At 71.2% G+C, this 12967-nt stretch carries 10 protein-coding genes; 8 read left to right on the forward strand and 2 right to left on the reverse strand.

Annotated elements, in window-relative coordinates:
• Positions 1 to 14 precede the first annotated feature (14 nt).
• On the reverse strand, positions 15 to 686 hold the full coding sequence (locus HUW46_RS27795; protein ID WP_215541745.1) for a LuxR C-terminal-related transcriptional regulator: 672 nt from the start codon (positions 684 to 686) through the stop codon (positions 15 to 17).
• Positions 687 to 808: 122 nt separating this feature from the next.
• Between HUW46_RS27795 and HUW46_RS27800 the strand changes: the two genes are divergently transcribed.
• The 6 genes from HUW46_RS27800 to HUW46_RS27825 all read left to right on the forward strand — a co-directional run bounded on the left by HUW46_RS27800 (position 809) and on the right by HUW46_RS27825 (position 9291).
• Entirely contained in the window at positions 809 to 1480 is a 672-nt protein-coding gene (locus tag HUW46_RS27800; protein ID WP_254124954.1) for a response regulator transcription factor, read from the forward strand.
• Complete coding sequence (locus HUW46_RS27805; RefSeq protein WP_215541746.1) at positions 1477 to 2739, forward strand: sensor histidine kinase; 1263 nt, start codon at positions 1477 to 1479, stop codon at positions 2737 to 2739. Before HUW46_RS27800 ends, HUW46_RS27805 begins: the two co-directional genes overlap by 4 nt.
• Positions 2740 to 2817: 78 nt before the next feature.
• Entirely contained in the window at positions 2818 to 4977 is a 2160-nt protein-coding gene (locus tag HUW46_RS27810) for a fibronectin type III domain-containing protein (RefSeq protein ID WP_215541747.1), read from the forward strand.
• A gap of 8 nt (positions 4978 to 4985) precedes the next feature.
• Complete coding sequence (locus HUW46_RS27815) at positions 4986 to 5945, forward strand: AAA family ATPase (protein ID WP_254124955.1); 960 nt, start codon at positions 4986 to 4988, stop codon at positions 5943 to 5945.
• Positions 5942 to 7081, forward strand: a complete 1140-nt coding sequence (locus tag HUW46_RS27820; RefSeq protein WP_254124956.1) for a DUF58 domain-containing protein — start codon at positions 5942 to 5944, stop codon at positions 7079 to 7081. The genes HUW46_RS27815 and HUW46_RS27820 overlap by 4 nt, the downstream gene beginning before the upstream one ends.
• Positions 7078 to 9291 carry a transglutaminase family protein gene (locus HUW46_RS27825; protein WP_215541748.1) on the forward strand — a complete coding sequence of 738 codons (2214 nt, stop codon included), beginning with the start codon at positions 7078 to 7080 and terminating at the stop codon, positions 9289 to 9291. The genes HUW46_RS27820 and HUW46_RS27825 overlap by 4 nt, the downstream gene beginning before the upstream one ends.
• Before the next feature lie 8 nt (positions 9292 to 9299).
• Here the strand turns inward: HUW46_RS27825 and HUW46_RS27830 are convergent, their stop codons facing one another.
• On the reverse strand, positions 9300 to 9854 hold the full coding sequence (locus tag HUW46_RS27830; protein WP_215541749.1) for a TetR/AcrR family transcriptional regulator: 555 nt from the start codon (positions 9852 to 9854) through the stop codon (positions 9300 to 9302).
• A gap of 167 nt (positions 9855 to 10021) precedes the next feature.
• On the opposite strand from HUW46_RS27830, the gene HUW46_RS27835 reads away from it, so the two are divergent.
• Together HUW46_RS27835 and HUW46_RS27840 are read left to right on the forward strand one after the other, a co-directional pair.
• A complete protein-coding gene (locus HUW46_RS27835; protein ID WP_215541750.1) occupies positions 10022 to 11410 on the forward strand; it encodes a protein kinase domain-containing protein in 1389 nt (462 codons plus the stop codon).
• Positions 11411 to 11815: 405 nt separating this feature from the next.
• Entirely contained in the window at positions 11816 to 12943 is a 1128-nt protein-coding gene (locus tag HUW46_RS27840; RefSeq protein WP_254124957.1) for an HNH endonuclease signature motif containing protein, read from the forward strand.
• The last annotated feature ends 24 nt before the right edge of the window (positions 12944 to 12967 follow it).

Raw genomic sequence — 12967 nt, forward strand, 5'->3', positions numbered from 1 at the left:
GCGCGCACGCCGCATCAGGGCGTCAGCAGCCCGCGGTCCGCGGCCTTGACACCGGCCATGAACCGGCTGCGCGCGCCGAGCCGGTTCATGATCACCGAAACCGTGCGCCGCACCGTGCGCACCGAAATGCCGAGCCGGTCCGCGGCGGCCGCGTCGGTGTGGCCCGCGGCGAGCAGCGACAGCAGTTCCTGCTCCCGCGCGCACATTTCGGCGGTCTCGGGCAGTTCCGACGCGGTCAGCGGCGCCCCTGTCGCCCAGACGCGTTCGAACAGTTCCACCGTCGTGGTGACGACGCTCGCGAGCCGGAACACCGCGACCCCGGCCGGGGTGCCCAGATCGGTCCTGCCCACCGGGAGCACCGCGACGGAGCGGTCGATCACCAGCGCGTCGGCCGGTACCGCGGGCACCGTCCGCGTTCCGGCGCCCGCTACCGAAAGCGCCGCGAGCTGGGCGGAGAGCACGGGCGCGACGCGCGCGGCGTCCGGCACCAGCACGCGGTAGCGGACCCCGCGCCGCAGGTTGTCGCGGTCGATCCCGCGGACGGCCGCGATAGGGTTCTTCACCGCCGTGGTGCCGCTGCTCATCACCAGCACCTCCGAACGGGCCGCCGCCAGCGCTGCGTTGGCGTTGCGCGCAGGTTTCGCGGCTTCGACGTGGTTGATCCGGTCGAGCGCGGTGATGGTCATCGGAGTGCCTCCGTTCGCGTGGCCGGTACCGGCCAGGTGATCCTTGCCCGCGCCGTTCGGCGCGTTACCGGCATACGATCACCCCGCGAATGAGGATTTGATGACAAGCAAGAGGACGAGCGGTGCGAGTACTGGTGGTCGAAGACGACGAGGACCTGCGTGCCGCCGTGTGCGCGGAACTGTCGTCGGCGGGTTTCGAGGTCACGCGGTCGCCGGACATCGCGGGCGCCGATGCCGCGCTGCGCGAAGGCGGTTTCGCGTGCGTGGTGTTCGACCGCATGCTCCCCGACGGTGACGCGATCAGCTACGTGCACGGCAGGCGCCTCGCCGGGGACGGGGTGCCGGTGCTGTTCCTGACCGCGCGCGACAGCGTCGCCGACCGGATCGCCGGGTTCGACCACGGCGGTGACGACTACCTGGTGAAACCGTTCTCGGTGGCCGAACTGACCGCGCGGGTCCGCACGCTGAGCCGCCGCGCGGGCGCGGGCAGGCCGTCGGTGCTGCGCTACGCCGACGTGGTGCTGGACTGCGCGCGCCGGGAGACCAGGCGCGGCGGCGCGCTGCTCACGTTGTCCAACAAGGAGTTCGCCGTGCTGGAGTACCTGCTCGTGCACCAGGGCCAGACGGTGACCAGGACCGAGCTGATCGAGCACTGCTGGGGCGAGGACGAGGACCCGCAGTCCAATGTGGTCGATTCGGTGGTGAAGCGCCTGCGGCGCAAGCTTCGCGAGCCGGGCCTGATCGACGCCGTGCACGGCACCGGTTTCCGGCTCGCCGAGGGCGCGCGCTCGTGAACTCGTCGGCGGCCGATCGGCTGCGCAGGCTGCGGCTGGTGCTGACGATCCTGTTCACCGCGATCAACGCGACCGGGCTGATCGTGTTCGCCTGGATCGCGATCGCCTCCGACGAATCGGGCCCGGCCAGCCTCGACGGCGAGCTGCACCGCGTGACCTCGTCGGCGAACCGCCTGCTCCAGTACGACGACCGGAACAAGACGTTCATCACCGGCTACATCGGCGACGACGAGCTGGCCGACCAGTGCCCGCAGTTCGCCGTGCTGCCGGGCGGTTCCAGCACTTTCGCGCCGTACTTCAGCAAACGCACCTGCGTGCCGGTCGACCCCGCGCGGCTGGCCGGTCTCGTCGACGACGCCGTGCGGTCCGGCAGGCTGGTCACCGGCAACATCCGCGGCACCGGCGACCAGCTCGTCCGGGTCGTGGTCGAACCGTTCCGGAACCGGTTCGGCCAGTACGCGGGCGCGACCGTGGCGGCGGCCGACGCGGATTCCGCGCAGGCGGCGCACACCCGGTTCGTGGTCTTCGTGATCGGCGGCTGCGCGGTGCTCGTCGCGGTGCTGGCCGTGGCGGGGCACCTGCTGTCCACCAGGGCGATGCGGCCCGCCGTTGCCGCGCTGGAACAGCAGGAGATCCTGCTCGCCGAAACCGCGCACGATCTGCGGACGCCGGTGGCCGCGTTGCGCGCGCTCGCGGAAACCGCGCTGCGCAATCCCGACGAGCGCACCGAACTGCTGCCGAGAACGGTCGGGCTGGCGGCGAGGATGGGCACCATCATCGACGGGCTGCTGGTGCGCGCGCGCCTCGCCGCGGGCATGGACCAGCTCGCCGTGCAGCCGGTGTGGCTCGACCAGCTCGTCACCGGGCTCGTCGACGACACTCCCGCCGACGGCGCCAGCGTCACGGTGACCGCCGCGCCTTCGCTCGTGCAGGTCGATCCGACGCTCGTGCAGCGCGCGGTCGGCAACCTGCTGGACAACGCGCTGCGGTACGGGCGGCAGGGCGACCAGCCCGCGATCGTGCACATCACCGTCGCGAACGGCAGGGTCACCGTCGCCGACCACGGGCCGGGCGTGGACGGCAAGATCGCCGAGGAACTGCTCGACCGCTTCCGCACGGGCAGCGGTTCGACCGGGCTCGGGCTGTCGATCGTGCGCTGGGTGGCGCAGGCCCACGGCGGCGCGCTCAACGTCTACAACGCCGATGAAGGCGGCGCGATCTTCGAACTGGAATTGCCGGTTCTCCCGCACCCCAATTAGCCGAGCGCCAATTCTTTTCCGTGGCCTTTTGCTGCCGTCCGGGACCAGTCCCGGATCCGGCCCGTTACTCTTTGTGGCGTGGATCTCAGAGGGGCCCGGCTCGCCGCGGGGAGCCGGAAGGACGCCGGATCCCGGTCGTGGCGCACGCGCGTTCCCGTACTGGTGGTGGTCGTCGCGTGCGCGGCCGCGGTCGTCGCCGCGGTCACCGGTGCCGCGAAACCGCTGCCGGGCCTGCAGTTCCTCACCACTGGCCACTGGGTCTACAACACGGTTCTGCAGGCCGCTTTCCACATCGACGGCGGTACCGCGAACATCGACGCGCAGGCGCAGGTGCCAGGGGACGACGGCAGCCAGGTCGTGCAGGGCGACACCAGCGGGTACGTGGTCGGCCGGTCGCGGATCACCCAGTTCGGCAAGTCGAGCCTGACCGTCGAGCAGACGAACGCGCCGCCGTCCGACGAGATCCCGCTGGGCGTCGAGGCGGCGGGCGGGCCGTACCTCGTCTACCGCCAGTCCGGCAAGATCGTGCGCCTCGGCGACCCGTCGGCGACGGTGGACGCGGGCGATCCGGTCGGCGACCCGGTGGTGAGCGCGGACGGCACGATGTGGCTCTTCCGCACCACGACCGGCCTGGTGTGCCGGTTGCCGAAGGACGCGGACCGCATTTCCTCGTGCCCCGCGACGATCGAGAAGGGGCACACGGGCGGGCTGACGTTGGTCGGCGACCGTCCGCAGTTCGTCGACACCGCCGCGGGCACGCTGAACCGGCTCGGGGACAAGGGTGTGGAAGGCAGTTCGCCGCTCGGTGTCACCGTTTCCGCGGCCGCGCGCCCCGCGGCGTCCGATGTCGCCGGCCGCGTCGCGATCCTGGACGCGCCCGCGCGCCGCCTGCACCTCGTCGACACCGCGACCCCGCCGCGCGCGCCCGTCACGGTGCCGCTGCCCGACGGCGACTACGACGCCCCGGTGTCGAGCGGTTCCGTGGTCGCGCTCGTCGACAAGAAGAACAACACGCTGCTGACCTACGACGGCGAGGGCAAGCAGGCCGACGCGAAGCCGATCCCGCGGGAATCCGGCCCGGCGCGCCTGACCAAGGGCGAAGACTCCCGGATGTACCTCGAAGGCCCCGAGGGCACGCACGTGCTCGTGGTCGGCCACGACGGCAAGGTCGCCGACGTCCCCGTGGTGGCGCGCAAACCGGGCCCGGTGCCCGCGCCGGGGAAACCGGGCGACAGCGCGAAACCGCCGCTCGCGCCGCCGGACCGGGGGCAGCAACAGCAGCAGGGGCCGTCGAACGCGGGCGCACCCTCGAACGCGGGGGCGCAGCAGCCGCCGCGGCGCGAGCAGGAGAAGCCGAAACCGCCACCGGCGCGGAAACCGGAACCGCCGCCGGACATCCCCGCGAGCCCGCCCGGCGCGCCGACCGGCGTGACCGCGAAGGCCGCCTCCAGCTCGATCAGGGTCAGCTGGGGCGCGGCCCCGGACAACCGCGGCCCGATCACCGCGTACCACCTGACGTGGCAGGGCGGTTCGATGACGGTCGGCGGCGGCGCGCGCTCGGCGACCGTCGGCCCGCTGGCCAACGGCACCCGGTACGTGGTGACGGTGACCGCGACGAACAAGGCGGGCACGGGGCCGGGCGCGTCCTCGCCAGGGGTCACCCCGTTCGCGGCGGCGGGCGCGCCGACTGGGGTCACCGCGAGGAACGCGAACGGAACGGTGACCGTCACGTGGAATCCGCCCGCGCTGAACGGCGGCGCGCTCGCGCACTACGAGGTGAGCGCGACCGGGCAGGGCACCAAGAACGTCACCGCCACGAGTACCACGTTTTCCGGCCTGGGCAACGGTTCCTTCACCTTCACCGTGCGCGCGGTGACCACAGTGGACGGTCAGCAGGTGACGGGTGCGCCGGGATCGGCGTCGCTGACCATCCAGAAGCCGACCATCACGCTCAGCCGGGGCAGTGCCACGTCGAGCGATGCTTGCAAGGCCCCGGCTTGCCACTGGTTCCACGTGGTGGTCAAGGGATTCGCGCCGAACACGAAGATCACCATGGTGCCGCATTCCGACAACGGCAAGTTCAGCGAGTCCGCGTCGCTGATCACCGACGAAAACGGCAACGGCACGCAGGACGGCACCGGAACTCGTTACGACGTCCCGGGTGTGCACGTGTGGGTCACGGTCAGCACGCCGAACGGGCCGGTCGAATCGAACCACTACCTCTGGCCAGAAGGGTGAACGAGCGGGTGAACCAGATACCAGCAGGCGAGGTCTACGAACGGATCGCGAAGAACGTGCAAAGCGTGATCCGGGGCAAGCCGCAGCTCGTGCGCCTCGCCGTGGCCGCACTGCTCGCCGAGGGGCACCTGCTCATCGAGGACGTGCCGGGCCTGGGCAAGACCACGCTCGCGCGGTGCCTGGCGCGCAGCATCGGCGGCACCTGGAACCGCATCCAGTTCACCCCGGACCTGCTGCCCGGCGACATCACCGGCGTGCAGGTGTACCACCAGAAGGAAGAACGGTTCGAATTCCACGCCGGCGGCATCTTCGCGAACGTGGTGCTCGCCGACGAAATCAACCGCGGCACCCCGAAAACGCAGTCGGCGCTGCTGGAAGTGATGGCGGAGCGCACCGTCACGGTCGATTCGGTGCGCCGCGAAGTGCCGCGCCCGTTCCTCGTGATCGCCACGCAGAACCCGATCGAACTGGAGGGCACCTACCGGCTCCCGGAGGCGCAGCTCGACCGTTTTCTGATGCGGCTGCAGGTCGGCTACCCGGATCTCGACTCCGAGGTCATGGTGATCATGAGCGACTGCGCGGGCGTCAACCCCGACGAGCTGTCCCCGGTGGTCGACCTGCCCGCGCTGCAGGCGGCCGTCGCGCAGGTGCGGGCCGCGCACATCGACCGCGCGATCTGCGAGTACGCGGCCACCCTCGCCGCGGCGACCAGGCAGCACGTGGCGCTGCGCTACGGCGCGAGCCCGCGCGGCAGCATCGCGCTCGTCCGCGCCGCGCAGGCCGTCGCGGCCACCTACAACCGCACTTTCGTCACCCCGGACGACATCAAGGAGGTCGCGCGGCCCGTGCTCGGGCACCGGCTGATCCTGACCTCCGACGCCGAGTTGAACCAGCGCCGCGCCGACGACATCGTCGACGAGGTGCTCGCCGCGACCCCGGTGCCCAGGACCAGCAGCACGGTCTCATGATCCGGTTGACCGGGCGGGGGACGGCGACGGCGATCGGCTCGGTCGCGGTGTTCACCGCCGGGCTCGTGGCGGGGTACCCGGTCCTGCTCGCGGTGTCCGCCGCCGCGTTCGGTGCCGTCGTCGCGGCGGTCGCGATCGCGGCGAGGCGGCCGCGCGTGACCGTCGCGCGCGATGTCTACCCCGATCGAGTCCATCGTGGACGGCCCGCGTTCGCGCGGTTGAAGGTGACGAACCCCGGCACGCGGCGGCAGCCGGGATTCACCGCGGGCGATCGGCTCGGCGCGGGTTTCCAGACGGTCAGCGTGCGCGCGCTGCCGCCGAACGGGCAGGCGGTGCACCACTACGAACTGCCGACGGAGACCCGGGGGCGGCACGTGGTCGGCCCGCTGACGGTGGACCGCGGCGATCCGCTCGGGCTCGGCACCGGCAGGCTCACCACCGGGGAAACCGCGACGCTGTGGGTGCATCCGCGCGTGCTCCCGATGCGCGCGATCACCGCGGGACATCCGCGCCACCACCACGAGGGCCGGAGCACCGACGACTCGCTGCACGGCTCGCTCGACCTCCGCGACGTCCGCGAATACGTGGTCGGGGACGAAGTCCGGCACCTGCACTGGAAGGCGACCGCCCGCACCGGGCAGCTGATGGTGCGCGAATACGTCGACCCCGACCAGCCGCGGTTCACCGCGCTGCTCGACACCCGGCGCGGATCCGTGCGCGCGGACCTGTTCGAGGACGCCGTCGACCTGACCGCCTCGCTCGTGGTGTCGGCTGCGACCGCGGACCAGCGCTGCCGCCTGGTCACCTCGTGCGGGCTTGACCTCGGCACGAACGGCGGCGCCGAAGCGGCGCGGCGCATGCTCGACGAACTGTGCACTTTGGACATGACGGGGGAGCACGGGCTCGGGCTCGCGCCCGGCGTGCTGTCCCGGTCCGGCGGGGGAACCCTGGTGGTGGTGCTGACCGCGCTCGCCGATGCCGACCGCGCCGCGATCGCCGCGCTGCGGCCGAGGTACTCGTCGGTGATCGTCATCGTCCTGAATGGACAGTCGGGCCGGGTGCCCGGCGCGAAGGTGGTGCCCGCGACCGACGCCGCGGACGCCGCGCGCCGGTGGAACGCGGTGGTGGCCGCGTGAAGGCCCGGATCACGATCGCGTGCCTGCTGCTCGCCGCGGCGCTGCCCGGCCTGCTGTTCGCACCGGTCTTCGGTCTCGCGGCGCTCGTGCCGCCGATCCTTGTCGTGCTCGCGGTGTGCGGGCTCGTCGCGGAACTGTGCCTGCGCGTCGACGCGCTCCGGCCGTGGCGGCCGGTGCTGGCGTTGCTGTTCGGCCTGCTCGGGATCGCCGAGATCGAGCTGGGGAGCACCACCGTCGGCGGTATCCCGACCGCCGACACCGTGCGCGGGCTGGTTTCCGGTGTCACCGAGTCGTGGCAGCTCACCCTGCAGTCCACCTGGCCCGCGCTGCCCGACCCGCAGCTCATGCTGTTCGTCCCCATGGCCGTGCTCTTCGCGGCCGTGCTGGGGCTCGAACTCGCGCGGTGGTCGCTCGCCGCGCTGCTGCCGAGCCTGGTCGTGCTCGGCCTCAGCCAGGCGTATGTCGCGTTGACCGGTTCGACGGCGTTGTTCGTCGGGCTCGCGTACGCGGCCGTGGCCGGGACGCTTTTGGCCGTGTCCCGGCCACGGCCGGAAATCCCGTCCGGGACGGCCCGGCGGGGCGCCACCGCGCTGCTCGTGCTCCCGACCGTGGTACTCGGAGCCACCGCGGCCGTCGTGGCGACCATGGCCGTGCCGGTCCGCGGCGACGCGTTTTCGTTGCACCAGAACGAATCCGTGCCCCTTCCGCCGAAGCGGGTGGTGAACCCGCTCGACGAGATCGCCGCCAGGATGCGCACTCCCGGTGCGCCGGTGTTCAGCTACACCGCCGCCGAGCACGTCGACCGCTGGCGCGTCGCGGTGCTCGACGACTTCGACGGCGCGCGGTGGACGTCGACCGCGGAGTACCGGCGGATGGGCGCCACGGTGGCCCCGCCGGAAGGACTGACCGTGCGGACGGGCACCCGGCAGGCGGACGTCACCGTCGAGGGCGGTGAAGACCTGCCGTGGGTGCCGAGCCAGGCGGTGCCGTCGGCGGTCACCGGTGTCGCGCCGCTGATCGACGAGCGGTCGGGAATGCTCATGGTGCCCGGCGGTGGCCGCGCCTACCACCTGAGCTGGCGCGAACCCGAGGTCGACGTCGACGCACTCGCCGGTGCCGCGATCGATCCCGCGGCGCTCGCGGGCAGGGGGCTCGGCGAGGTGCCGCCGGACGTCGCCGACCTGGCCCGTTCCGCGATCGCGGGCCAGCCGCCGTCGTTCCGCGCCGCGCTCGTGCTCGAGCGGTACCTGAGCCAGAACTACCAGGTGGCCACCGGAACCGAGCTGCCGACCGGCAACGGCTGGCAGCAGCTCCGCGGTTTCCTGCTGGAGACCAAGCGCGGCACGAGCGAGCAGTTCGCGGCGTCCTATGTGGCCATGGCGCGGATCCTCGGCATTCCGGCGCGGCTCGCCGTCGGGTATCGCACGCCCGCTTCGGCGCCGGGGCGGCCGGTGGTGGTGCGCGACGGCGACGTGTTCGCGTGGCCGGAGGTCGCGGTGTCCGGGATCGGCTGGGTGTCGCTCGACCCGACCGGCGGCGCGGGCGGCTCCGGCACCGCGGCCGAGGGGCTCGCGAAGACCACCGCGCAGGTGCGGGCCGATCTGCCGCCGCCGCAGGACCTGCGGGTGCCGCCGCTCAAGCCGGAACCCGGCGGATCGGCGCCGCGCGAGGACGAGCCAGGGCCGCCGTTCCCGTACCTCACCACCGCGATCGTCCTTTTCGGACTCGTCGTGCTGGTGCTCGCGGGAATCCCGCTGGCGAAGGCGATCCGGTCGCGCCGTCGCCGCCGGACGACCGGGCAGCGCGCCGTGGTGGCCGCGTGGTGGGAGGCCACGGATCTGCTGCGGGCGCACGGCGTCCCGTTCACCGAGGGCATGACCGTGCGGGATCTCGCCGCCGCGGCCGGGCCGTTCACCGAACAGTCCGTTGTGGACGGACTGCGCTGGCTGGCGCACCAGGTGGACACCGCGCTGTGGTCCGGCCGCGTCGCCGACGACGGCACCGGCGCGCAGGCGTGGGCCTCGGTGCGGGCGATCCGCGGTGGACTGGCGCGGTTGCCGTGGCAGCGGCGGCTGCGCGCGCAGCTGGATCCGCGTCCGCTGTTCCCGCCCGCCGGGCCGGATGGGCGGTGGCGGCGGCGGGTGCGGCTGGCCCGTCCGGCGATCACGCGGTTGAAGGCGCTGCGGCCGAGCCGGGCGGTGTCGCGCTGATGTGCGGCTCAGGTCCGTTCGGGCCGCCGGAGGGCGTCCAGCACGAGGTCGAGCAGGTGCGCCGAGCGCGCTTCCCAGTCGTGGTTGTCCATCCGCCAGAGGAAACCGACCAGGAGCAGCACCTCGTCCGCGTCCACGTCCTGGCGCACCGTGCCGTCCGCCTTGCCCGCGTCCAGCAGCAAGGTGATCACGTCGGCCACTTCGCGGTAGTACGTGGTGGAGAGATCGGCGCGGGTGGCCGCTTCCACGGCCTGCGCGACGCCGTGCTTGATGCGGCCGTACGCGGCGAGGCGGTCGAACCAGCGGCGCAGCGCTTCGAACGGCGGGTTCGCCGCGAGCAGCGCGGGCGCGGCGTCGATCACCTCGCGGATGTCCTGGTGGTAGACCGCGACCAGCAGCGCCTCCCGGTTCGGGAAGTGGCGGTACATCGTGCCCTGGCCGACACCGGCGCGCTTGGCGATCGAGTTCAGCGTCGCGTCGCTCGATTCGGCCAGCGCGGCGCGCGCGGCGGCCAGGATGCGAGCGTGGTTCTGCTCGGCATCGGAACGCTTCGACGTGTTCACCACCGGTCCCTCCCGTCTGGCGGACATGGTACGCGGCGGCTGGAGCGCCGCTCCGCGCAGCGCGTCGATCCACAGTGGACTGACGGCAGCAAGCTGTCGGCGGTTCTCTTGCTGCCGGAGATTCTTTATGCTGGCCGGGGACGAGGAGGTGGCTTGGTGAGGCGGACATGAATCCCGGCGGCGCGCTCACCGAACTTCGTCGTGGTCCGGTCGCGACCCTCTACTCAGGACCGTCCGGCGCCGGGTTCAAGGTGTTCCCCGGCCGGTTCGACCGCAAGACGCTCGCCGCCGCGGAGCGCGTGCGGCGCAGGCTCGCCACCGTGCCCGCCGGGACGCCGATCCTCCCCGTCGACGCGATCGAGCTGCTCGACGACGGCAGGCACGCGCTGCGGATGGAGCTGTGCCGCGGATCGCTCGCGACACTGGTCGCCGCCGACGGACCGCTCGCCGTGGCCGAGGTGGTCGCGCTCGGCCGCGCGCTGTCCGGCGCGCTCGCCGTCGCGCACGGGCTTGGCATCCCGCACGGCGGCGTCAATCCGAACAACGTGCTGTTCCGGGCGCCGGGACAGCCGCTGCTCGCCGATTTCGGCATCGCGTTGCGGCACGCCTTCCCGCGCGACCCGGTGCACCTCATCGAGTTCGTGTCACCGGAAACCCTGCGCACCGACAGCGTGGACGAACGCACCGACCTGTACGGGCTCGGCGCGGTCTTGCACTTCGCGCTCACCGGGGAGCCGCCGCATCCCGGCAGGCTCGGCGAGCAGCCGGGCGAACGCGTGCTGCGCGTGCTGAACAGCCCGGTGCCCGCGATCAACCGCGCCGACGTCCCGGTCGGACTGTCCACAATGGTCGCGAGAATGCTCGCGGCCGATCCGGCGAACCGGCCGTCCGGGATGGCCGCGGTCGCCGAGCAGTTCGCTGGGATGTCGTCGACGTCCACGCCGGTCTCGGTCACGGCTCCGGCCCCGGTTCCGGTTCCGGTGGTTCCGGAGCCGCCTCCCGAGCCGCCGACGGTGGCGGTGCTTCCGGAGTCGAACCCTTATCAGGTAATCGAAGAATCGCCGGAAGAGTCCACAACGGACGGTTCGCTGAAGCTTTTCCCGGAACCGGAACAGAAGCGCGGCTCGTGGCCGCGCGCCCCGCTCGTCGCAGCCGCGGCCGCCGTGATCCTGCTCATCGCGGGCGCGGTCGTCTTCGTGCTCCGCTCCGGAACCGACGAACTCACCACAGCGCCCCGCCCGCTGCCGCCGGCACCGAGCGGTACGGCCGTGCCGGGGCAGGCGGCCTCCGCGAAAGTGGAGCTAGCCGACCCGCAGGACCTCGGCGACCAGATCGTGCTGACCTGGACCAGCGACAAGACCCTCGACTACGCGGTCGTCATCGCGGGCGACGGGGGAACCCCGCCGAACCGCGTCATGCTGGCGCAACGCAACCACACGATGCGGGTGCCGGTGGATCCGGTGCGCAAGTACTGTTTTCTCGTGCAGGGGACCGATCAGGTCAGCGTTTACGAGAGCCAGTATCGGGCCGTTCGCGGGGCGGTCTGCCGCAAGTAGGTTCCTCTGCTCTGCGTGTGCTGGTTCTCGACTGGCTCTTGGTCGGCTCTCTCCGATCTTCCCAGTACTGTCGGTGCCGCCGGGTAGAGTGGAAAATGGGGGCTGCATTTTTGGTTTGCTCGCATTTTTGGGTTTTGCTCGCGTGTTTGGTGTGCACGGTGAAAGTTTCGGGCACGCCTGCGGCGCGCCGTTGGCAACTGCCGCTCCTCGGTGCGGGTTCCGTCGTTGGTCGCTAGCGGCAGTTGCCAACGGAACGAAAACCTTTGGTCGCCTTGGGGTAGCGTCCTCGACGCATTGACGGTCCCGTTCGTTTTTTGGCCTGCGGTGTCGTTGTGGGCGCGTTGTGGCAGGTTGTGATCATTTCTGTACCCGATCGGGTGATGGGTTGAGCGGTAGAATTGTTTTGTGGACGTATTAGAGATTCCTGTGGATCGGGTTGTTGCTGATTCTGCGGAGCGTTGGAAGAGGTGGTCTCGGTATGGGGATGCCATGTTGCTGCGGCAAATCGCGTCCATGAATCAGGAGTGGTCGCGAAGATCGGTGCTGGCGTGGGTGGCGTTGTCGTGCAATTGCACGCAGGCGGGGGCGGAGCGGAAGGCGGCGCTCGCTGACGCGTTGACCTCATACCTGCCCCGCACCCTCGAAGCACTGGAGAACGGCCTCATCGACGAAGGTATGGCGGCCAAGGTGTTCGAGGCCACCGCGTGCGCTTCCCAGGAGGTCGCGCGGGAAGTCGATGCGCGGGTGAAGTTCGAGAACAAGAACTCCGCCTCACTGCGCAGGATGGTCAACACGCTCCTGATGCGGGTTGATCCGGAAGGATACGAGGCGCGGCGGCGGGCCAAGACTGCCGCGCGGATGCTCGAAATCCGGCACGGGGATCACGGATCCTCGACCCTGTTCGCCGAACTGCCCTCCGACCGTGCCCAAGCCATCTACGCCGCCTGTGATCGGGATGCGTTGGAGGAGAAGCGCCAAGGTGACAAGCGCACCATGGATCAGCTCAGGGTCGATGCGTTGGTGGAGCGATGCCTGGGCGGGGAGTGCGGTGGTAAACCGAAGGCGCAGATCTATGTCTACATCGACCTCCCGACACTGATGGGCCTGCGGAACAACCCGGGCGAACTCGCCGGATGTGGGGAAATCTCACCCGAGATGGCTCGCGAGATCGCCTTCGACACCAACTCCGTCTGGAACCGGATCGTGTCGGAACCGATGACCGGCTTACCGGTCGACATGGGGCGTAAGAGCTACCGGCCACCGGCACAGATGCGCAAGTACATCCAAGTTCTGCACCGCACCTGCTGCATGATCGGCTGCCACAGACCCGCCCAGTACAGCGACCTCGACCACGCCCAACCTTGGAGCGAGGGCGGCGGGACCGACAAGGTCAACATCCGCCCGTTCTGCCGGGTGCACCACGGACTCCGCGACGAACCCGGGTGGGAATTCCACACCGACGCGAACGGGAACACTACGGTCATCGCGCCCGACGGCCGCACCTACACCGACGACCCCACCGGCTTCATCTGACAGCTCCGACCGCGCACCGGCTGG

The organism is Amycolatopsis sp. CA-230715, assembly GCF_018736145.1.
In the GTDB taxonomy this organism is placed as follows: Bacteria; Actinomycetota; Actinomycetes; order Mycobacteriales; family Pseudonocardiaceae; genus Amycolatopsis.